Below are 20591 nucleotides of genomic sequence, written 5' to 3'. Positions count from 1 at the left end.
TATAAACTATCTAAATTAACTAAAAAAAATTATTATTATGGCATTATTAAGCAAAAAAGCTATGAATTTCGCTTACGGTATGGGAGCAGCAGTTGTAATCCTTGGAGCATTATTTAAAATTGCTCACTTCGAGATTGGATTTTTGACAGGAACCGTAATGCTTTCAGTAGGTCTTATCACTGAGGCGGCCATCTTTGCATTATCTGCATTTGAACCAGTTGACAATGAATTGGATTGGACATTAGTATATCCGGAATTAGCTGGAGGTCAGGCAACAAAAAAAGAAGCTAAAAAAGAAAATCCAGCTGAAGCACAAGGTTTATTGTCTCAAAAATTAGACAACTTATTGAAAGAAGCTAAAATTGACGGTGAGTTAATGTCAAGCTTAGGAAACAGTATTAAAAATTTCGAATCTGCTGCTAAAGGAATTTCTCCAGCTGCTGACGGAATTGCTGCTACAAAAAAATACAGCGAAGAATTATCTATGGCTGCTGCACAAATGGAATCATTGAACAGCTTGTACAAAGTACAATTGGAAAGCGCTTCTAGAAATGCTGAAGCTAACAAAGAAATCGCTGACAACGCATCTAAATTAAAAGATCAAATGCAATCTATGACTGCAAACATCGCTTCATTGAACAATGTTTACGGTGGTATGCTTTCTGCAATGAGTAACAAAGGATAATTAGTTTTATTACTATATTTCATAAACAAAATAAACTAAACTAATTAGAAAAAATGGCAGGAGGAAAATTAACCCCTAGACAGAAGATGATTAACCTGATGTACTTGGTTTTCATCGCTATGTTGGCAATGAACATGTCAAAAGAAGTACTTTCGGCTTTCGGATTAATGAACGAAAAATTTGAAGCCGCTAATGCATCTGCTAAACTAACTAACGAGCAAATGATGCAAGCTTTAGACGCTAAAGCAGCTGAGGCTGGTGGAGAGTTTGCTGGTGCTTCTGCAACTGCTCATAAAGTAGAGGCTGCAACAAAAAAATTCTACGATTTTGTAGGGACTTTGAAGGAAGAAGCTGTAAAGGGTGTTGAAGTAGAAGACGGAAAAATGTCTTATGAAGCAATGGATAAGGCAGATAATCTTGATCACAGCTGGTTTACTGGAGACGGTTATACAAAAAGAGGAAATGAAGTTATTGCTGGAATTGAAGCTTATAAAGCTGAAATGAAAGCTGCTTTAGGGAACGAGAAGAAATATGCAGCAATACTTAATCAAGTAAATAAAGCATTTGATCTTTCTGATGTTGCTAATAAAGAAGGTGTTAAAATTAAATATTTAGATTACCACTTTAAAGGTTTCCCGCAAATCGCTTCTTTGGCTAAATTGTCTGCTTGGCAAAATGATGCTAAAAAAGCAGAATCTGATGTAATCAGCGCTGCTTTAGGTAAAGCTGCGGTACAAGCTGCTTCTTACAGCAACTATCAAGCGATTGTAGTTTTGGAAAAAAATGCTTATTTCCAAGGTGAAAATGTAAAAGGTAAAGTGGTTTTAGGTCGTTATGATGAAAATACAAAACCAACTTCATTCAAAGGACCAGGAAAATTAGAAAACGGTCAAGCTGTTATCTCTTTAACTGCTGGTTCTGTAGGTGAACAATCTATCAATGGAGAATTTACTTTCTTGGAAGATGGAAAAACAATTCCTTTGAAATTTGCTGGAAACTATGTTGTAGTACCTCGTCCAAACTCAGCTACTATTTCTGCTGATAAAATGAACGTTGTTTACCGTGGTGTAGTAAACCCAATCACAATTTCATTTGCTGGAGTTTCTGATAACAATGTTACTGCTTCAGCTCCTGGAATGACTAAAGGTTCTGGAACTGGTAAATACAACATCAGCCCTGGACAAGGTAATGAATTGACTATTAATGTGAATGCTAAATTGCCAGACGGAAAAACTGTTTCTGACAAAAAAGTTTTCAGAATTAAAAGTATTCCTGCTCCAGCCGGTGCTATCGGTGGTGTAGTAGGTTCTACAAAAGGTCAAAAATCTAGATTAGAAGTTTCTCAAGTTTCTGCAGTATTGCAAGATTTTGATTTTGCTGTAAATCTTAAAGTAGTTCAATTTAGCTTCAAAGTTCAAGGACAGCCTACAGTTGTTGTGAATGGAGACAGAGTAAATGCTCAATGTAAAGCTGCATTGGCGAGAGCTACTAGAGGTGACGTAGTTATCATTTCTGAAATCAAAACAAAACTTGAAGGTTCTGAAATTAACTTGAAGCAAACTGCTCCAGTTACTTACGAAATACAATAAAATTATTACATTAGCGTTATTCTTTCAATAACTTGAATATAGATACCATGAATTTAAAGAAAATTTTAATAGCCGTTTTTGCATTAGGAAGTTTGACTTCTTTTGCTCAATCTAATTTGTTGAACGCAAGAACACCAGATGAGATTGGTAAGAAAACTGCGGCTCAATTGATTTCTGATAACGACAAACCACTACCTTACGGATTTGTTGATGATAGAGATGTATTAATGGGTAAAGCTGTATGGGAGATTATTGATTTGGATGAAAAAATCAATTTTCCTTTATATTTTCCTGTAGACACTGCTAACATCGGTACTGATAGAAGATCTTTGTACGACGTTATTATCAAAGGTATCAAAGCTGGTAAAATTACTGAAGTATATGCGGATAGTTATTTTACAACCAAGAGATCTTTAGGAGATTTAGAGAATACTTTCAAATTTAGAGATACTCTTGATGCAGGTAGAGAAGAATTAAACGCTAATCGTGATCTTTATTACGGTACCAAAGTAGCGGCTAAACCAGCTAAAAAGAACAAGAAAGGCGTAATCATTTCACCAGCAACTGAAGCTAAAGAATTACCAGCTCAAAAGCAATTGGATCCTCAATTTATTGACGAAAGAGTTTTAACTGGTTATAATGTTTCTGGTTATAAGCTAAAAGGATACTGGTATTTTGACAAACGTCAAGGTGAATTGAAATACAGACTTTTGGGAATTTGCCCATTGGCTCCTGAAGCAAAAGAATCTACTTCAGATAATCCTGATGTTATCGAATTATTCTGGGTATATTTCCCTTCTGCTAGAGATGTCCTCAATGCATCTTATGCTTTCAACGATAAAAACTCAGCAATGCCTATCTCTTTTGATAGATTGTTGAACTCAAGACGTTTCAATTCTACAATTTATCAAGAAGAGAACGTTTACGGAGATCGATTGATTGAAGATTACATGAAAGACAACTCACAATTGCAGTTGTTGGAATCTGAAAGAGTAAAAAGCAAAATCAGAGATTTCGAACAAGATATGTGGAACTACTAATCAGTTTCCATTTAAACATAAAAACTCTTACCATATCGGTAAGAGTTTTTTTATTTTTGTGCCATGATAGAGTATTTAATTATTGGTTCGGGGATTGCTGGGATTTCCTTTGCGGAAACTTGTATTCAGAACGGGAAAAGCTTTTTTGTTTTGGAGAACAATTCGCAGAATTCTTCCTATGTTGCAGGAGGGTTGTACAATCCTGTTATCCTTAAAAGATTCAGCAAGGTTGAAGGCGCCCAAGAGCAATTGGCTTTGCTTAATTCTTTTTATGGTTCTATTGAAGAACGTATCCATGCTAAGGTGAATTTTCCTCTTCCAATCCTAAGGAAATTCTTTTCGATAGAAGAACAGAATAATTGGTTTATCGCTTCTGATAAAATTGGACTATCACCTTTCCTTTCTACGGATTTATTGTTCAAACAGTATGAAGGTATTGATGCGCCTTATGGTTATGGAGAAGTATTGCAAACGGGTTATTTAGATACGACTGTCTTGTTGGATGGTTATAGAAATTATCTAAAGGAGAATGGCTTGATTGGCTATGAAACTTTTGAGTACGATCAGCTAGCAATTACTCCTGATTTTATTCAGTATAAGGATATAAAAGCGAGGCATATTGTCTTTGCTGAAGGATTTGGGATGCACGCAAACCCTTATTTTAGGCACCTTCCGCTTGACGGAACCAAAGGCGAACTCTTTATCATCAAAGCACCGGGATTGAAGATTGATGTAATCGTGAATACGAGTGTGTTTATTTTGCCCTTGGGTAATGATTTGTTTAAAGTTGGGGCTACTTATAATTGGGCAGACAAAACCGACTTGCCAACTGAGGAAGGAAAGCAGGAACTGGTTTCGAGAATCAAGGAGATTTTAAATTGCGAGTTTGAAATCGTAAAACATTTTGGTGGCGTTCGTCCGACGGTGAAGGATCGGAAGCCTTTGGTTGGGACGCATCCTGATTATGCAAATGTCCATATTCTGAACGGTTTAGGGACTCGGGGTGTAATGCTCGGACCGGCGATGGCTCAGGTATTATACGAAAATATTGAAAATGGAGTACCTCTGGATAGGTCTTGTGATATCAAACGATTTGATAAGAAAAAATAATTATTTCTTGAAATCCTTATCGTAGGAAACAAACATATTGATGTAGATGTTTCGGGAGAGTCGCATGACCAGAGGAAACGATAGGATGATGGCTCCAATGATTACACCAAAATTGATGAGCATGCTCTTGGTGAAATAAAAGCAGATGATGAAAGCAATAATCCCAACCCCTACATTCAAACCGTAGCTCACATACATCGCACCATAAAAAAAGGAAGGTTCAATCTGGTATTTCAATCCGCAGTGGCTGCAGTTTTCCTTCATCTTGATGATTTTGCTCAAATGCAACAGGTTTTGATCCTCGTACATGCTCTCATTCTGACATTTAGGACAAGTTCCTGTTAAAATGCTATATAATTTGGATCCTTTTTTTAACATTTGCAAAAAATTTGTGTGGGCTTCATTTTAGTGCTACAAATTTACAATTTAATTGAGGTTTAAATCCTTAAATCTCGCAATCTTAATAATTTTTTTAAATGCTTAATATACACAATTTGTCGGTTTCCTTTGGAGGAACTTATTTGTTCGAAGAAGTTACCTTTCGTTTAGGAGCCGGCGACAGGGTTGGTCTTGTTGGAAAGAATGGTGCGGGAAAATCTACTATGCTCAAGATGCTGGCTAGAGATTTTGCTCCTGATTCGGGCACCATTTCCCAAGAAAAGGAAATCCGAATGGGGTTTCTTCGTCAGGATATTGATTTTGAACAGGGGAGAACTGTTTTGGAGGAGGCCTATCAAGCATTTACCGAAATAAAAGAAGTAGAAAAGAAACTCGAGGAAATCAACCATCAATTGGTGACGAGAACCGATTATGAAAGTGAGGAATACAGCCAGATTATCGAGGATTTATCGGACTATACGCATCGTTTTGAATTGCTGGGCGGTTACAATTATGTAGGCGATACGGAGAAAATTCTGCTTGGATTGGGTTTCAAGAGGGATGTTTTCAACAACCAAACGGAGACTTTTTCGGGAGGATGGAGAATGCGTATTGAATTGGCAAAACTGCTTTTACAATCGAACGACATCCTGCTTCTGGATGAGCCAACGAACCACTTGGATATTGAGAGTATCATTTGGTTGGAGAGCTTTTTGAGAAATTTCCCTGGGGTGGTGGTGATTGTTTCGCACGACAAGATGTTCTTGGACAACGTGACGAACCGTACCATCGAAATCTCATTGGGTAAGGCTTATGACTTTAATAAACCCTATTCGCAATATTTAGAATTGCGTCATGAAATTCGCGAAAAGCAATTGGCTACGCAGAAAAATCAGGCGAAGAAGATTGAGGAAACCGAGAAGCTGATTGAGAAATTTAGAGCGAAGGCTTCGAAGGCTTCGATGGCACAATCGCTGATCAAGAAGCTGGACAAGGTGGAGCGTATTGAGGTGGATGAAGATGACAATTCGGTGATGAACATCTCGTTTCCAGTTTCGAAAGTACCGGGAAGAGTGGTGATCGAGGCGGAGAATGTTACGAAAAGCTATGGCGATAAAACCATCTTGAAGGACATTTCGCTTTTGGTGGAAAGAGGCAGCAAGATTGCGTTTGTGGGGCAGAATGGCCAGGGAAAATCGACTTTTATCAAGGCGATTGTAAACGAATTTGAATACGAAGGGAATATCAAACTGGGACACAACGTTCAGGTGGGGTATTTTGCGCAGAACCAGGCGGAGTATTTGGATGGCGAGATTACATTGTTAAGAACGATGGAGGATGCGGCAACGGACACGAACCGTTCAAAAGTGCGTGATATGCTGGGGTCGTTTTTGTTTAGGGGAGATGATGTGGAGAAGAAGGTGAAGGTGCTTTCGGGGGGCGAGCGTAACCGTTTGGCGCTTTGTAAATTGCTTTTGCAACCGATAAACGTCTTGGTGATGGATGAGCCTACGAACCACTTGGATATCAAGTCGAAGAATGTCTTGAAGGCCGCCTTGCAGAAATATGAGGGGACGCTGCTTTTGGTTTCACACGACAGGGATTTCCTTCAGGGGATGTCGAACCTGGTGTATGAGTTCAGGGACCAGAAGATCAAGGAATATTTGGGGGACATCAACTTTTTCTTGGAACAGCGCAATTTGGAAAACATGCGTGAGGTGGAGAAAAAGGATGTAGCGAAGAAGGAAGCACCGAAGGACAACAAGGCTTCGTATGAAGACCAGAAGAAAAACAAGGCGCTGCAGAACAGGCTGAGCAAGGTGGAAAGCCAAATCAAGCAACTTGAGAACGACATCCAGAAGGATGATAAGGCCTTGGCGGCCAATTACGACAAGCATATTGAGGATGCATCGTTTTTTATGGCCTATAATAAAAAGAAAAAGGATCTGGATCGATTGCTGGAGGAATGGGAAGCCGTTCAATTGGAAATTGAGAATGCATGATACTAGAAACCGAGGCTTTGTCCTCGGTTTTTTTGTTTCCATAAGCTGGGAACTCTTTCCATAGGCTGGGAGTTTCTTCCCTAGGCTGGGAACTTTTTCCCTAAGTTGGGATACTCTTTCCATAGGCTGGGGCAAACCTTCCCTAAGCTGGGATGGAGTTTCCCTAGGCTGGGATATACCTTCCCTAAGCCGGGGTACACTTTCCCTAGGCTGTGATACTCCTTCCCTAAGCTGGGATGCACCTTCCATGGGCTGGGATAGAGCTTGCCTAGGCTGGGATGCTCCTTCCATAAGCTGGGACAAAGTTTCCCGCACACATTAGCAAACAGCAAACGGCAAAAAAAAAAAACTTCCCTAATCAGGGAAGTTTCGCCAGCATACCGCCTATAAAGTTACACCACCTTTTTAACAGGTTTCATATTCAGGGCTTTAGATACCTTCGAAAAGCTAAACTGATCCCTCAGTGCAGGATTATTTTTATAAAAGTTAGACGCTATTTTACAAATACTAATCACCCTATCGTACATGCCATTAAACACCTTCACACCCTCGGCCGTAATTTCCTTGCGCTGTCCCTTACTGCCTTCTTGCGCTACATTTGCGTTCTTCAATTTTTCCGCACTTTCAACAATACCTTTAATCGTTTTGTCCGAAATTCCCTTCTGCATCATCAGCGCTCTATGAGTGCCAATGTTAGTTCTAAAGGCATACAGCAAATTAACCATCGATTCCTGATCATCGTTTTGAACCCCTTTATGATATGCCTCAAACCCCAATGTAGTCAGGATTTCTTTTTGCAATTTAGGCTCATATTTAAAATCCTCAATAATTTGAACCTTTATTTCAGACAATAAAGGCTCTACAAAAAGCATAACCTCTAGGAGCAACTTGGTTTGAGCACGCATATTTTTAGCACTATCAACACCCAGATAATTATTAAAAATGCTATCAATTTCAATCGACAAGTTTTTAAAATACGGAGGAGCCCAAGTAGATCGTTTTTCAGCCAAAAAAGTCTCGTTCTTCAACGCACTTTCAACAATTGCCGCACTCACAACAAGCATGTCCACATCCTTAATTCTGTAATTTCTAGTTTCCTTTTCCATAACGTTTTGGTTTAATTGGTTAATTTATTTTCTATTGTTTACTTCTATAACTTTCTGAAAGGGTTCCGACTGGAAACTGCCTGTGAGATAAAGCTCATAGACGATTTCCTCAAAAAGTTGCGTTGGATTGATGTTGAAAATTTCGGAAAGTTGAACGAGCCTGACGACCGAGAGTTCGTTATGGACGTTTTCGATCTTGGCATATTGGCTTTGGGAGAGTTGTAGCCTAAGCCCCATATAGTCTTGAGAGAATTTTTTCTCCTGACGAATTTGTTTTATTTTACTGCATACCCCATTTTTCATACTTATCGTATTTAATTAAAAATTCTTGTTGCAACCGAAATTTCTGGCTGCGTAATTTTAGGGGGTATTTCGTGAGGCAATTATAGCAATTATTTTATTTGGTTAAAAATTTATAGGCTAGAACTTTAGTTGTTTTATAACTAAAGTGGAATATTTTTTTTGTAAGGGGTGTTTTGTAGGGGATTTTGGGTATTTTTGGGGGAAGGGATAATTAGAAAGACGTTTAAGTGCAATCAAAATTTAACATATGATAAATTATACAATTGATGATTCTCATGAAGTAAAGTTCAATACAGCTAGCGGAAAGCATGAAATATTGAAAAATGGAAAAGCACTAGAAGAAAAACTCCCTATCTTGTTTAAATATCTACCCTTCAATAATAATACAATAGCTTCTCTGATGCAAGGTTATTTTTCGTTAACAAATCCTGCTGACTTTAATGATCCTTTTGATTGCAATAAAACTATGATTGTAGATTATGAACATCCCATACATTTGAAGGATAAAGTGCGAAACTATTTTGAAGATGTTGGTATTTGTTCTTTTTCAGAGAAACAAAATAATCCGCTGATGTGGGCGCATTACACAAATAATTATAATGGAGTAATGCTTGAATTTCAATTTAATGATTTTGAAGGTTTTTTATATCCCGAAAGATTTAAAAGTTTAGAATGGAGAAAAGTAATTTATACTAATTATGTAAATGGACTTCATAAAGGTTTCCCTCTGTCCGAAGCAATACTTTTGACTTCAAAAATAAAACATTGGGAGTACGAAAACGAGTGGCGAATTATCGGAAAACTTGGTGATAGTGAAAATAGATATTTGCCCTTTCCAAGAGATGCCCTAAAAAATATTTATATCGGTCATAACTTGTTTGACAACCATTCCAGCGAAATTCATATTTTATATACTATTCAACAAACTTATTATCCAAATGCAAAAATATTTCGAGTAATTCCTGACCAAACAAGAAATTTTGCATATCGAGTTCAGAGGGTTTTTGATTTTCCTAAGTAAAAAAACCTTAAGTACCTTTGTGTAACTATTGCTAATAAAAATTGACAATTTTCAGTAACCAAAGTTTCATTTTAAGAACTTTATCTTGGTGTAGAAATCCATTTGCTTTGTAACTACAATTACTGGTAAAACGTTAAGAGCAACCCTTAATGAAAAAATATAATGAAAGAATTTTTCCAAACTTTTACATTGAACGAAGGACTTACAATAACAATTGCAATTTTAGCTCTTGCAATTTCCGTTATTAGTTATTTTAATACATCCAATCGAGATAAAAGGCAATTGCGAATAGGTCGAATTGAGGAGATTATTGAAATAATTCATGTTTTAATAGGTAACTATAGATACTTTGATGATACTTTCTTTCTTCAAGAAAAAATTAGAAAAGGAATTGAAATAGAAAGTAAAAAAATAGAATTGATAAATTTAGAGAAACGACAGGTTGATTTGTTGCAAAACATCTCTAATGAAATAAACCTCCAAGAAAAGCTTATAAGAATGACTGTTATTGTAAATGCGTATCTTCCTGAAAACAAATTGCGAAACAAACTTCGGACTTTAGTTACTCTTTATACAAGTCTTGCCGAAGCCACGTTAAACAGAAAATATGATGATACAAAAGTGATTTTTTCAGTATATCCTCGGCCTTGGATTATCTTACCCTTTATAGAAGAGATTCAAACAGAATTAATTAAAGAAATGAAACTAGGCTACGACAATAACATATATGGAGAAAATCCGTTTGATGAAGAGTTCAAGAAGAAAATGAATTTATTATAATTTAATGTATTAGTGAATAACAGGTTAGAGCCTATCGTCCACGATCGATATCGACAATAGATTAGAGTGTGTTTTATTTTATGATAACAATGAAAGAAAATAAATATATTTGGTATGCAAGTTACGGTTCAAACATTTTAGAAGAAAGATTCCATTGTTATATCAGAGGAGGTATGCCGAAAGGATCTTCAACAATCTATAATGGCTGTAAAGACAAAACGTTGCCAATTGACAACGAGGATTTCTATATACCATACGAATTGTATTTTGCTAAAAAATCTATAAAAACATGGAATGGAGGCGGTGTTGCTTTTATTGCAAATACATTGAGCAATGAACGCACTCTTGGTAGATTGTATTTAATTACCATGGAACAATTTATTGATGTTTTAAAGCAGGAATGTAGTATCAAACAAGAAATCAAAATTGCTTTTGACTCCATTATCTCACACGGAAGTTATGTGATTAAAGAAACTAATTGGTACAATAAAATCATTTATTTGGGTAACCAATCTGGAAAGCCTATATTTACTTTTACGCATGATGGGGATTATTTTGATGAAATCAATAAGCCAAATGATAATTATCTTAAAACAATCATGGAAGGCATTAAAGAAATTACCAATTTCAATGAGCATGATTTGGCTTTTTATTTTAGTAATCTAAAAGGTATTACAGGAGCATATTCAACTGAGGAATTGATTGCGCTTGCGAATAAATAAGTTGCTTTCTACTGCGCAAATCTCTTCGGGTGGCGCAAACAAAAAAACTGCAAGCTTCAAACCTTGTAGTTTTTTTATAGAAGTTGATTCTGATAGTGCTTTCGCCTCGGCGAAAACGATCCTTCCTCGTAATGACTTTGCGGAAATTTGCTGTGGTCCCTCGACTGCGCTCGGGATGACAATACTCATGATGGAAGTTGATTGTGGACATGAATGGAGGAATGCATTTTAACTTAGCTTTAAAAATAATTGAAATTTTAAATTGTAACTTAACTTGTATTAACAACTTAAGTTATGATTATGAGAATTTTACTTTTTATATTCCTTGTTGTCACGATGCAATCGTGTGCGACAAAAAAGGATACCAAGAAACGAATGCTTCCTGAGGGAATAAAATCGGCTACGGAAGAACGATATGAAGTGGTGGGCAATCAGAAGAAACTCGTATCGAAGACGGAAATGGTTTTTACCAAGAACGGCAGAATCAAATCGTCTAAAACGGTTGATGGTTCGGGCAAGGTGTTGCAGGAAACCAAAAAGAAGTTATGGTTTGTAGAGGAAACCTCACCCGGTAAAGAAAAGCTGTACCGCAAGACACGCTGGAAACCGAATCAGCGCGAACGCATCAGCACGTATGCGAAAAAGCGGGACAAGGCAAGCGAGAGTATCTATCATTATAACAAAGACGGAACGATTGATAAAATTGTAGATAATTTTAAGACCTTCAACACGCAGTACTTTCATTACTCAAACAATGAGCTGACTAAAATTGTAACGAAAGACAAGAATGATAAGGTTATTGATGAGGTGGTGGTGAAGTGTTTCAAAAAAGACGAGAAGGGGGCTTGCTTGAGTGAAAGCAGGACTTCTGCTAAGAAGCAGGAAGAGATTGTTTTTACTCCGGTTTATGAGTGATAATTTAGACGGCAAGTTGAAAAGCTTGCCGTTTTTTTGTGGGGTGCTTTGAGAATTTTGGTAGATTTGATGAAGATTATTCATTCAATTTAAAACTAAAAATAAAACAGATGTATATCACTTACGTGCAGGATATTCTTCCGATGAAAAAAGTGCTCTCATTAGTACTTATAGTAGCAAGTCCATTTATTTTTCTTCAGAATATTTTTATAGGAGTATTTGCTTTTGGAATTGGAATCAACATGATTGCCAGAGATGGTTCTCAAATAGATTTGGATAACAAAAAATACAGAAACATTAAGCATATTTTAGGTTTGAAAATTGGCACATGGAAACCACTACCTGCTTTTGAGTATGTTTCGGTTTTTAAGACTAAAGAAAGTACCGACGTAAATGCTTTCGGAGCAACGATGGGTATTTTTAAAAGTGATATTATACTATTGAATCTGTTTTATCCGGGGAATAAATACATTACGTTTTACAAGACAGACAACAAAGAAGATGCGTTTAAAGTGGCTGACCATTTCAAATTGGCATTAGATGTTGATGTTTTGGATGCTACTGGTGAAGAGAAAAAATGGTTGTGAGTCAGAAGCAAGAACTTTATTTTATCAGTCCAATCCTTTTTGAATGCTCAATCGCTTCGTTGCTGTCTTGGAAATAGCAAACTTCAACTCCAAGGCTTTCGATGTTTTTCATAGTAGCCACGGCTTTTGATTTCTTACTTTTTCCCGTCTGGCGGATGTAAACAGCCTTGACGTTGATGGGGAAAATCTTGCAGATGTTTTCGTATAGATAAGGGTCTTCCTGAGAATCATCGCCCAAAAGGGTATAACAGAGATTTGGGTAGAATTCAAGAATGTGCTTTATCTTTTCGAATTTGTGATTATGGTCGCCCCGACCGGTAATGAAGAAATCGGTTAGGCTGGTTTTGATGTCCTTCAGCAACATTACAGCTCTCGGAAGCTGGTGCAATTCGGTAAACTGAACAATGAATCGATAAAGGTTCCATTCGCTACTGGAAACGTAGAAAAAAGCATTCTTTTCGTCCTTCTTGTTTCTGCCAGAAGAACTCAGTGCTTGGTAATGGGGTACAACACCGTCGAAAATCTTGCGGTCGTTTACATTTCTGAACAATAAAATATAGAGTTTCTTGAAAGGATTCCGCGTATGCGATACTAGAAATGTATCATCAATATCGGATATAAAGCCCAGTGTTCCGGTGTGAGGGCGAACGTAACTTCCCTTGACGCTTATTTCTTCGCCTTCGTGAAAAATACTCACACGGTAATCCATCCATCCATAGCCTAAAACTTCTTTTATGGGAATGCAGAATTTAAAATAGCCATCGTCCAACGTCTTGGTGTGTATCTTTATGCCTTCACGCTCCAGATATACATCGGCATTGCCCTGCGTCTTGACACGGAACATCCTGATAACCGACTTTGCATTCCTGAATTTCTTCTTTTGAAAGTCATAATCTTCTTTTGTGGTAGGCTTAAATACATGACCCATTACGATCAATTCTTCTTCGTTGGCATATCCGCGGTATAATTTTAAGACAGGCTTCATTTTTAGGATTTTTTTATACTACAAATTAGCTAAATTTACTCAATAAAAGAAATAAAAAGCGTGAAAAAGAATGTGTTGATGGTCGTAAACCCAATATCGGGGGATATGAACAAGTCGGAGTTTACCGAAACGGCGAAAGTTTTTGCCGAAAAAGAAGGGATGGATTTCTTTGTGTATGAAACCACAGGGGAAGGAGATGTTGTGAAGATCCGGGAAGCTTGTGAGAAGCACAATCCGCATCGTGTGTTGATTGCAGGAGGTGACGGAACCATAAAGATGGTGGCCGATGCCTTGCATGATATAGATGTTGTGATGGGAATTTTGCCGGCGGGTTCAGCAAATGGCCTGTCGGTTGATTTGAATCTGCCTGATTCGCTTGAGGAAAACCTGCATATCGCTTTCAATAATAATTTTATGGAAATGGATATGGTGTGCATCAATGATGTGAAAAGTTTGCACTTGAGCGACCTTGGACTCAATGCGCAGTTGGTAAAGAACTACGAAGAGAGCTCGACAAGAGGTATGATGGGCTATGCCCTGCAAGCGATTACAACCTTGAGCGAACAAGAAGAACCTTTTACAGCAACAATTACAACCAACAACCGAACGATTGAAACCGTTGCAAGAATGATTGTGATTGCCAATTCTCAGAAGTATGGAACAGGTGTGACCATCAATCCGAATGGGAAGATGAACGATGGAAAGTTTGAGATTGTGATCTTAAAGAACTTGGACTTGATTGTTTTTGGGAAAATCATAACCGGAAACATGCCTTTGGATTCTGATGATGTCGAGATAATTTCTACAGATAAGGCTACGATTACGACTACAACGCCTGTAAGTTTCCAGATAGACGGTGAGTATATCGGGAAGGAAAACAAGCTTGATATTCATATTTTGCACAAGCAGATGAAAGTGGCGGTGCCTTAGTCGGTTTTTTCAGATTCCCCTCCTTTGGAGGGGTGCCCAAAGGGCGGGGTGGTTATAAACTCAAAAATAGAAGTAAATGCACACAATTCTAACCCATATTAATCAAATCCCCATTAAACGAAATTTCATAGAAAATCTTCCTTATAATTACAAACTCCAATAAAGAGCACGAGCATTAAGAAAAGCAGGTAATTTTTCTGAGGTTGTATTTTGGAAACAAGTACATAAAGGAAATTTCTGGAGGATAGATTTTGATAGACAGCGAATAATAGGAAATTATATTGTTGATTTTTATGTAAAAACGCTTGGTTTGATTATAGAAATTGATGGTGAAAGCCATAATCATAAAGACCAATATGATAAAATTAGAGAAGATTACCTAATGTCATTACATCTTAAGATTTTCAAGGTTAGTAATTTTAGAATCTTGAATGATTTAGATAATGTGATGAAAGAGTTGGAAGAGTTTATTATTAAGGAATATTCTATGTAATCTTTTGCCACCCCGCCCTTCGGGCACCCCTCCAAAGGAGGGGAAGTATTGCGGTACTTTGCTGGTGCTTATTCCTTATTCAATCCCGTAAACGGCCTATACTCTTTTCCTAGCGGTACCATGCATTTTACATCCCGATCTATGTACCATTCAAGGCAATAGCCATTAGGGTCTACTTCGTGCTGTTCCAATAGTAAATCGAAAGCACGTTTAATGCCGTCGAGATTCTCGGCATAATTAGCTATGAATAGTGTATTGTAGGGGCCGTTTTTGATGGTAAACGTTTCGAGGTGGGATAATTCGTTTCCATCGGTTTCCATACTATCGGCGGCAGCTTTATAGATAATTGATCCGTCTTCTTTTTGCCAAGATATACCGTAATAATTTCGGCGATCATTTTGCGGAAGCAAGGCATGTAGTTGTTCGTGTGCGGCTTGGATGCCTTCAGGAAAACTGCTGGCGGTTACGCAATAGGTTTTTACGTCGTGCTGAAAGGTAAAACTTTCCATAGGATTGAGGTTTTGGTTTTCTCAAATTTAATCAATTTTAGGGACGCTGTGTATTAAAATTAAATTAAAAAAGCCATCCGAAGACAGCTTTTGAAGTATTAGTTTACGCTTTTAAAGAATGCGGGCGCATTGCCGTAAATTGGTGTTTTTCCGTCCCATTTTTCTATGAATTGCTGTTGGATCAGGAGTGCATTCAGCGAAAGTTTCCTTAACTCATTTGCTTTTGCTTCAGATTCTGCCAAGACGATGAGTTTTCTTGCTTCGGCCTGGGCAATTTTAAGTTCGTTTTCTACTCGCATTGCCTGTTGTACTGCCGCATTTTTGGCATTAATAGCCTGAGTGATGGTTTCCGGATATTGGATGCCGCTGGTCATCTGCTCAAGATTGAAACCTTCCTTATTGAGGAGTGCTCCCATATTGGTTTGTATGGCAAACTCAAACTTTTCACGATTGCTGATGATGCTGTCGGTAGTGTACTTGTTGAACTCTATCCTGAAAGCGTCCTTGATGTAATTGAACAGCGTAGTCTCAGTAATCTCAGCGATATCTTTTCTGTATTTTTTGAAGATGATAGGACTATGTCCGTCTTTTACTTTGAAGGAAAGGGTAGGATCAACAGTGAAAACCGAACCGTCCTTTGCATTTACGGTGAAGGAAGAATAGTTGATGGTTTGCACATACGTTGGAAATTCGTAAACACTTTCGGTTAAAGGATTGTACCATACGCGACCGGTAACCAAGCTAACATCCTGAACTCCCTTGTCTGTTCCGTAAAGTTTTACGAGGATACCTTCATAACCTGCATCAATGCGTTCGTTGCAGGAAACAAAGGCGATGGAAAAGAAAATAAAGAGGATGACAGCCGAAATGATTAAGGTAAATTTTGATCTCATAGATAAGGTTTTAAAGGTTTAGAAATATTTGTTTTTGATGTATAGTATTAGAAATATGACTGCCGAAAACGTGCAACCCATAAGCAGAAACCCAAAGAACACAGAAGTGTCAGACGGTGCACTTATGAGGTTGAATGCTATCGTTAGAAGGTACAGTATTGCCAACAACAGTAATGGAATTAAAGCAAGTATATAGTATCTGGATTTTTTCATTTGTGTTGTTCTTGTTTGGACAATATAATAATTATTTTTAAATGAAAAAAAGAAAAAAGAATTATGGCTTTGTCTTGGCAATCTTCTGTAGAATTTCCTTTGAAGCCGATTGATAGGCCGGAGAATGATGGGCGAAATCCTTGGACAGTATTTCTTGTAGTTCCGGATAGATCCAATCGTGCAGCTTTCCGAATTCAAAAAGCGCTCTCATGGCATAAGCTTTTGAAGCAACCTTGGTATCGCTTATCAGCCAATCGAATGATGTTTCTATGATCTGCTGTGCTTGTTTTTCGGTAAGAAAAGTGTTGTTGGTTTTTAAACTTTTGAGATGATACTTGGCGACAAACATACAAATCTTGGAGATGGAACGTATGGCACCGACGTGTGAGAAACTCGGGAGCGTGTTACAGAATTGGTCCACATAGTCTGTGAGCCAATTGATGTTGTGCTCTATTACAAGCTCGAGTGTCCAGCAGGCTTTGTAGTGATTTTCGTTGTTAACATCGAGTGCAATCCCCATAATAACAGGGAGCAGTTTTGTATTCTGAATGACTTCTCCAGATAGGATGTCCCTAATCGGTCGGTGGGCGGTACTGTTTTCCAGTGCGTGTATGAAATTGGATATTTGTGACACGATAATGGTTTTGAATTGTAAATGTATTAAAAAGTATCACAGATTTAATAAGGGTTGTAGCAGAATTATTGTAATGATAATATGGTTTTGACACCTTTGCGTATGAAAAATTACTGTTTTAATAAATTGAAATTCTAAGACTATTCAAAACAAATACTCAAAAGAAATATTCCCATAATAATTCACGGGAAGACCAGGATAATAATATCTAGGTGTGGCGTTTCCGAAAGCTGTAGCGTTTACCAAAATCATTGATGCATAATTTTCTTCGGTAATATTGTTGATGCCGAACGCAATTTTGGAAGTCAGTCCATCGAAAATCTTAAAATTGTAGCCCGTTTTTAGGTTGATGATCTTGTAGCTGTCGCTGTAAACCGAGTTGGCATCGTTGAGCGGTAATTTATCCACAAATTGATAGTCGGCTGAAAGATACAGACCTATTCTAGTTGAAAAAGTGATGCCGGCGTTTGCCTTATTTGCTGGAACTCCGGTTAATTTATTACCTGAAAAATCATTGCCGTTGTCGATGAATTCGCGGAACTCATATTTTCCGATGGAAGCAGAAACGAAAGGGTTTATGCTTAGAAAGGCGTTTACGATGAGACGGTAATCGGCTGAAAATTCAATTCCCTGATGTAGAGTCTTGCCGGCATTTATGCCCACGTATTGATCGTCGCCGACCCTTTGGGCTACGAGCAGATCGTTGATTTGCATCGAATAGACAGAAAATTCGGTGTAGAGCTTTTTATCCAGAAAATAAAATTTACCACCTACTTCAAAATTATAGCCGCTTTCGGGTTTTATATTGGAATTGATGTTGCCATTTTCGGTAAGGGTTTCTTCTACGCTAGGGAGCGAAAAACCGCGACTGCCCGAAACATAGAGTGTGTGGAAATGATTTGGTTTGTATAATAATGAAACTTGTGGCGACCAAATGGCATTATAACTGTAGCTTTCTTTGAAAGCATTTTCTGTTGGAAAAGTGGTGTCCAACTCAAATTGTGTCTTGTTGATGTTCAATCCGGTTTGCAGTTCCCATTGCTCTGAAAAGGCAAAACGAAGTTGGGCAAAGGCGTTGTAGAAGTTTCTTTTTTGAAGGTTTTGCGTGAGTCTGTTTCCTTCCAAGCTTCCGAGACCGTTGTTTTCCTGATAGAGATTTTCAAGTGTTTTTCCAGAATAATCGTCACGGAAATATTCCAATCCGAAATTGAAATTGCTTTTGACGCTTCCTAAAGAAAAGTTTCCTGTGAAGGCGGTTCTTGCGCCATAGGCAAAATTGGTCTGAAGTAAAACGTCGAAAGGCCTTGGCTCGTTATTGTCCTTATAATTGATAAAAACAGAAGTGGCATTGTTGAGGTTTTTATTGATTTCAAATTCATACGAAAGACCTCCCAAAATCGATTTGTATTGTTTGAAGCCCTTGGAATCGACCCAAGTTGGTGCTCCGGCTTGTGGATTTTCATCGAACATTTGCTTGTTGATGGAACTCGGAATAAACGCCTTCAGATAAGTATGGTTGAAGAAATAGCTGAACTTGCTTTTTTTCTTTCGTAACAATTCGCCCGCAAGCGTAATTCCTTCTCGGTTATAGGAACTGTTTTCGCGCCAGCCATCGGTTTTGAGGTTGTGGTAGCTGATGTTGAGGCTCGACGAGTTTGTATTTAAGCCATAAGAAATAGTGTTTTTTGATAATCCATACGAACCGTGCGTGGTACTGATGCTTGCGTTGTTTTTATGACTGTTTATTTTTGGCCTAAGCAGAATGGCACCACCTAAACCTGCTCCATAAATGCTTGAAAGCGGTCCCTTGATGATTTCTACTTGGCTGATGTTCTCCAGATCGATGTCTTCTATTGTGGTTTCGCTGTTGCCAGAAGTCAGTGGGATATTACCATAGAATGCACGGATTTTGTTGGTTCCGTAAGGTGTTCTGGCACCAATTCCGCGGATAGAAATTCGGTTTGTAGTAAGGTTTGCCGATTGCATGTAAACGCCCGGAATTCTATTTATAGCAATTGAAATATCGGTATTGTTATTGGCTTGCAATTCCTTTTGAGACAAGATTCCGATGGAGGCTGGAGCATTGAGCAAACTATCGTTGATGTGAAAATTGCTGATCGTAACTTCCTTTAGGATTTCGCCTTTTGGAATTGTATCGGATTGTGAAAATGTTTTTAAGGTGAAGAGGATGATTATTAAAATATAATTCTTTCGCATTGGGCATAAATTTATAAACACAAATTGCACAGATTTACACAAATTCTTTAATACGTTAATCTGTGGAAATCTGTGAAATCTGTGTTGACTTTTTTATTCATTCGCTTTCACCTGCCAGATGGTGTTTCCGCTGTCGTCGTTTACCAAAAGGGAACCGTCATTCATAACGGTTACGGCAACGGGGCGACCGTACACTTCTGCTTTTTCTTCATTGGCGATGAATCCAGTGAGGAAATCTTGTGGCTTTCCAGATGGCTTTCCGTCCTTGAACGGAACAAAAACCACCTTGTAACCGCTTAGTTTGGAGCGGTTCCAGGAACCGTGCTGTCCTACAAAAGCTCCATTTTTATATTGTGTCGGAAAAGCATCCTTTTTGTAGAATGTAAAACCAAGCGATGCGGTGTGGGCGTGAACGGAAACGTCTGGAACGATGGCTTTTGCCACCAAATCCTTGCCTTGTCCTTTCATTCTAGGATCTGGAATCTGACCGAAATAGGAATAGGGCCATCCGTAAAATCCGCCTTTCTTCACGCTTGTAATGTAATCCGGAACAAGTTCGTCGCCTAAGTCATCACGTTCGTTAACGGCTGTCCAAAGCTCATTGTTTGCGGGGTTCCAATCCATGCCTACGGGGTTTCTCAATCCGCTTGCGTAGATGATTTCGCCACTTCCGTCGGGATTGATTTCAAGGATGTTGGCACGACGTTTCTCGATTTCCATTCCGTGTTCGGCATTGTTACTTGCAGAACCAACCGAGATGTAAATTTTTGAACCATCGGCATTGGTAATCAGGTTTCTTGTCCAGTGGTTGTTGTAACCTCCGGCAGGAAGCTCTACAATTTTCTGACCTTCGCCCGTCAGTTTTAAATCACCTTCTTTATACGGAAAACGGTACAGGCCGTCGGTATTGGCAATGTAAAAATGGTTTTTTAGAATCAGCATTCCGAAAGGCATGTCCAGACCTTCCTTGAATATTTTTCGGGTTTCAAAAACACCGTCCTTGTCGGCATCACGAAAAACGGTAATCCTGTTTGCGCTGTTGAATGTATTGCTTTCCACGACAAAAATATCGTTGTTGGGAGCGATGTAGGTCCAACGTGGGTTCTTTAAATCGCCTGCAAATTTGGTTACGGTAAAGCCTTCGGGTGCGATAGGTGTTCTTCCTTCTGGCCAATCTTTCATTCCGCTTCTTTTGGTTGTTGATTTTGAAGAATAAGGAGCCGGAAGTGTAATTTCGCCAACGGCAGTCATTAAGGTGTTAGGCTTTTGTTGGGATGCTTTCTGTTTTTCTTCTTTGGAAATCTGTCCGTTACACGAGGCAACCGTCAGGAAAGAAAAAGACATAAGGCACAGGGTCGAGAATTTCATAGCTTGGGGATTTTGGGGTTTCAATTTTTGTAGCTTGAAATTACGGTTTTTATTTTTTTAAAGGCTTTTAAACGATTGAATATTAGATATTTTTTAACATTAATAAATTT

General features: G+C 38.2%; 21 protein-coding genes and 1 pseudogene. 13 read left to right on the top strand and 9 right to left on the bottom strand.

Features of this window, described 5'->3' with window-relative positions; all coding sequences use genetic code 11:
• Window positions 1-37 precede the first annotated feature (37 nt).
• From gldL to ACI6PS_RS05840, 4 genes are all read left to right on the top strand, one after another.
• On the top strand, window positions 38-685 hold the full coding sequence (gene gldL / locus ACI6PS_RS05855) for a gliding motility protein GldL (RefSeq protein WP_421011610.1): 648 nt from the start codon (window positions 38-40) through the stop codon (window positions 683-685).
• Between the two features lie 53 nt (window positions 686-738).
• Complete coding sequence (gene gldM, locus ACI6PS_RS05850) at window positions 739-2274, top strand: gliding motility protein GldM (RefSeq protein WP_421011609.1); 1536 nt, start codon at window positions 739-741, stop codon at window positions 2272-2274.
• Between the two features lie 47 nt (window positions 2275-2321).
• The gene (gene gldN / locus ACI6PS_RS05845) at window positions 2322-3314 is read left to right on the top strand and encodes a gliding motility protein GldN (RefSeq protein WP_421011608.1); all 993 of its coding nucleotides are present in this window, start codon (window positions 2322-2324) and stop codon (window positions 3312-3314) included.
• Between the two features lie 63 nt (window positions 3315-3377).
• Complete coding sequence (locus ACI6PS_RS05840) at window positions 3378-4424, top strand: NAD(P)/FAD-dependent oxidoreductase (RefSeq protein WP_421011607.1); 1047 nt, start codon at window positions 3378-3380, stop codon at window positions 4422-4424.
• On the opposite strand, the gene ACI6PS_RS05835 is transcribed toward ACI6PS_RS05840, so the two are convergent.
• A complete protein-coding gene (locus ACI6PS_RS05835) occupies window positions 4425-4802 on the bottom strand; it encodes a DUF983 domain-containing protein (RefSeq protein WP_421011606.1) in 378 nt (125 codons plus the stop codon).
• Between the two features lie 98 nt (window positions 4803-4900).
• On the opposite strand from ACI6PS_RS05835, the gene ACI6PS_RS05830 reads away from it, so the two are divergent.
• Window positions 4901-6805 (top strand): ABC-F family ATP-binding cassette domain-containing protein, encoded by a 1905-nt coding sequence (locus ACI6PS_RS05830; protein WP_421011605.1) that lies wholly within the window; start codon window positions 4901-4903, stop codon window positions 6803-6805.
• Between the two features lie 392 nt (window positions 6806-7197).
• Here ACI6PS_RS05830 and ACI6PS_RS05825 read toward each other — a convergent pair whose 3' ends face one another.
• Both ACI6PS_RS05825 and ACI6PS_RS05820 read right to left on the bottom strand, forming a co-directional pair.
• Window positions 7198-7911, bottom strand: a complete 714-nt coding sequence (locus ACI6PS_RS05825; RefSeq protein ID WP_421011604.1) for a hypothetical protein — start codon at window positions 7909-7911, stop codon at window positions 7198-7200.
• A gap of 24 nt (window positions 7912-7935) precedes the next feature.
• Window positions 7936-8214: a helix-turn-helix domain-containing protein gene (locus ACI6PS_RS05820; RefSeq protein WP_421011603.1), complete on the bottom strand. Its 279-nt coding sequence runs from the start codon at window positions 8212-8214 to the stop codon at window positions 7936-7938.
• Between the two features lie 247 nt (window positions 8215-8461).
• On the opposite strand from ACI6PS_RS05820, the gene ACI6PS_RS05815 reads away from it, so the two are divergent.
• The 5 genes from ACI6PS_RS05815 to ACI6PS_RS05795 all read left to right on the top strand — a co-directional run bounded on the left by ACI6PS_RS05815 (window position 8462) and on the right by ACI6PS_RS05795 (window position 12239).
• Complete coding sequence (locus tag ACI6PS_RS05815; RefSeq protein WP_421011602.1) at window positions 8462-9235, top strand: DUF2971 domain-containing protein; 774 nt, start codon at window positions 8462-8464, stop codon at window positions 9233-9235.
• Between the two features lie 162 nt (window positions 9236-9397).
• A complete protein-coding gene (locus tag ACI6PS_RS05810) occupies window positions 9398-10015 on the top strand; it encodes a hypothetical protein (RefSeq protein ID WP_421011601.1) in 618 nt (205 codons plus the stop codon).
• Between the two features lie 89 nt (window positions 10016-10104).
• Window positions 10105-10737 carry a hypothetical protein gene (locus ACI6PS_RS05805; RefSeq protein WP_421011600.1) on the top strand — a complete coding sequence of 211 codons (633 nt, stop codon included), beginning with the start codon at window positions 10105-10107 and terminating at the stop codon, window positions 10735-10737.
• A gap of 300 nt (window positions 10738-11037) precedes the next feature.
• Window positions 11038-11652 (top strand): hypothetical protein, encoded by a 615-nt coding sequence (locus tag ACI6PS_RS05800; protein WP_421011599.1) that lies wholly within the window; start codon window positions 11038-11040, stop codon window positions 11650-11652.
• 110 nt (window positions 11653-11762) lie between these two features.
• Window positions 11763-12239 carry a hypothetical protein gene (locus tag ACI6PS_RS05795; RefSeq protein WP_421011598.1) on the top strand — a complete coding sequence of 159 codons (477 nt, stop codon included), beginning with the start codon at window positions 11763-11765 and terminating at the stop codon, window positions 12237-12239.
• Window positions 12240-12255: 16 nt separating this feature from the next.
• On the opposite strand, the gene ACI6PS_RS05790 is transcribed toward ACI6PS_RS05795, so the two are convergent.
• The gene (locus ACI6PS_RS05790) at window positions 12256-13224 is read right to left on the bottom strand and encodes an App1 family protein (RefSeq protein ID WP_421011597.1); all 969 of its coding nucleotides are present in this window, start codon (window positions 13222-13224) and stop codon (window positions 12256-12258) included.
• Window positions 13225-13284: 60 nt separating this feature from the next.
• Here ACI6PS_RS05790 and ACI6PS_RS05785 point away from each other — a divergent pair, with 60 nt between their 5' ends.
• The gene (locus tag ACI6PS_RS05785; RefSeq protein WP_421011596.1) at window positions 13285-14154 is read left to right on the top strand and encodes a diacylglycerol/lipid kinase family protein; all 870 of its coding nucleotides are present in this window, start codon (window positions 13285-13287) and stop codon (window positions 14152-14154) included.
• 175 nt (window positions 14155-14329) lie between these two features.
• Window positions 14330-14647 (top strand): annotated as a pseudogene (locus ACI6PS_RS05780) (endonuclease domain-containing protein); the annotation flags it as partial.
• Window positions 14648-14715: 68 nt separating this feature from the next.
• On the opposite strand, the gene ACI6PS_RS05775 reads toward ACI6PS_RS05780, so the two are convergent.
• Window positions 14716-15156: a hypothetical protein gene (locus tag ACI6PS_RS05775; RefSeq protein ID WP_421011595.1), complete on the bottom strand. Its 441-nt coding sequence runs from the start codon at window positions 15154-15156 to the stop codon at window positions 14716-14718.
• A 98-nt stretch (window positions 15157-15254) separates the two neighbouring features.
• On the bottom strand, window positions 15255-16049 hold the full coding sequence (locus ACI6PS_RS05770) for an SPFH domain-containing protein (protein ID WP_421011594.1): 795 nt from the start codon (window positions 16047-16049) through the stop codon (window positions 15255-15257).
• A gap of 37 nt (window positions 16050-16086) precedes the next feature.
• On the opposite strand from ACI6PS_RS05770, the gene ACI6PS_RS05765 reads away from it, so the two are divergent.
• A complete protein-coding gene (locus ACI6PS_RS05765) occupies window positions 16087-16245 on the top strand; it encodes a hypothetical protein (RefSeq protein WP_421011593.1) in 159 nt (52 codons plus the stop codon).
• 78 nt (window positions 16246-16323) lie between these two features.
• On the opposite strand, the gene ACI6PS_RS05760 is transcribed toward ACI6PS_RS05765, so the two are convergent.
• From ACI6PS_RS05760 to ACI6PS_RS05750, 3 genes are all read right to left on the bottom strand, one after another.
• The gene (locus tag ACI6PS_RS05760) at window positions 16324-16896 is read right to left on the bottom strand and encodes a hypothetical protein (protein ID WP_421011592.1); all 573 of its coding nucleotides are present in this window, start codon (window positions 16894-16896) and stop codon (window positions 16324-16326) included.
• Window positions 16897-17040: 144 nt separating this feature from the next.
• On the bottom strand, window positions 17041-19113 hold the full coding sequence (locus ACI6PS_RS05755) for a TonB-dependent receptor (protein ID WP_421011591.1): 2073 nt from the start codon (window positions 19111-19113) through the stop codon (window positions 17041-17043).
• Window positions 19114-19206: 93 nt separating this feature from the next.
• Window positions 19207-20481: a PQQ-dependent sugar dehydrogenase gene (locus ACI6PS_RS05750; RefSeq protein ID WP_421011590.1), complete on the bottom strand. Its 1275-nt coding sequence runs from the start codon at window positions 20479-20481 to the stop codon at window positions 19207-19209.
• Window positions 20482-20591: the final 110 nt, after the last annotated feature.

The sequence above is a fragment of the Flavobacterium sp. PLA-1-15 genome, from assembly GCF_049060005.1.
Classification (GTDB): Bacteria; Bacteroidota; Bacteroidia; order Flavobacteriales; family Flavobacteriaceae; genus Flavobacterium.
This window is presented reverse-complemented; position numbering and strand designations above follow the sequence as displayed.

Excerpts from the sequence above, each read along its gene's own strand:
- ACI6PS_RS05830 (WP_421011605.1), top strand. The coding sequence starts at position 4,901 with ATGCTTAATATACACAATTTGTCGGTTTCCTTTGGAGGAACTTATTTG.
- ACI6PS_RS05805 (WP_421011600.1), top strand. The coding sequence starts at position 10,105 with ATGAAAGAAAATAAATATATTTGGTATGCAAGTTACGGTTCAAACATT.
- gldL (WP_421011610.1), top strand. The coding sequence starts at position 38 with ATGGCATTATTAAGCAAAAAAGCTATGAATTTCGCTTACGGTATGGGA.
- ACI6PS_RS05755 (WP_421011591.1), bottom strand. The coding sequence starts at position 19,113 with ATGCGAAAGAATTATATTTTAATAATCATCCTCTTCACCTTAAAAACA.
- ACI6PS_RS05800 (WP_421011599.1), top strand. The coding sequence starts at position 11,038 with ATGAGAATTTTACTTTTTATATTCCTTGTTGTCACGATGCAATCGTGT.
- ACI6PS_RS05815 (WP_421011602.1), top strand. The coding sequence starts at position 8,462 with ATGATAAATTATACAATTGATGATTCTCATGAAGTAAAGTTCAATACA.
- gldM (WP_421011609.1), top strand. The coding sequence starts at position 739 with ATGGCAGGAGGAAAATTAACCCCTAGACAGAAGATGATTAACCTGATG.
- ACI6PS_RS05820 (WP_421011603.1), bottom strand. The coding sequence starts at position 8,214 with ATGAAAAATGGGGTATGCAGTAAAATAAAACAAATTCGTCAGGAGAAA.
- ACI6PS_RS05765 (WP_421011593.1), top strand. The coding sequence starts at position 16,087 with ATGTATAGTATTAGAAATATGACTGCCGAAAACGTGCAACCCATAAGC.
- ACI6PS_RS05840 (WP_421011607.1), top strand. The coding sequence starts at position 3,378 with ATGATAGAGTATTTAATTATTGGTTCGGGGATTGCTGGGATTTCCTTT.
- ACI6PS_RS05810 (WP_421011601.1), top strand. The coding sequence starts at position 9,398 with ATGAAAGAATTTTTCCAAACTTTTACATTGAACGAAGGACTTACAATA.
- ACI6PS_RS05775 (WP_421011595.1), bottom strand. The coding sequence starts at position 15,156 with ATGGAAAGTTTTACCTTTCAGCACGACGTAAAAACCTATTGCGTAACC.
- ACI6PS_RS05770 (WP_421011594.1), bottom strand. The coding sequence starts at position 16,049 with ATGAGATCAAAATTTACCTTAATCATTTCGGCTGTCATCCTCTTTATT.
- ACI6PS_RS05835 (WP_421011606.1), bottom strand. The coding sequence starts at position 4,802 with ATGTTAAAAAAAGGATCCAAATTATATAGCATTTTAACAGGAACTTGT.
- ACI6PS_RS05825 (WP_421011604.1), bottom strand. The coding sequence starts at position 7,911 with ATGGAAAAGGAAACTAGAAATTACAGAATTAAGGATGTGGACATGCTT.
- ACI6PS_RS05795 (WP_421011598.1), top strand. The coding sequence starts at position 11,763 with ATGTATATCACTTACGTGCAGGATATTCTTCCGATGAAAAAAGTGCTC.
- ACI6PS_RS05750 (WP_421011590.1), bottom strand. The coding sequence starts at position 20,481 with ATGAAATTCTCGACCCTGTGCCTTATGTCTTTTTCTTTCCTGACGGTT.
- gldN (WP_421011608.1), top strand. The coding sequence starts at position 2,322 with ATGAATTTAAAGAAAATTTTAATAGCCGTTTTTGCATTAGGAAGTTTG.
- ACI6PS_RS05790 (WP_421011597.1), bottom strand. The coding sequence starts at position 13,224 with ATGAAGCCTGTCTTAAAATTATACCGCGGATATGCCAACGAAGAAGAA.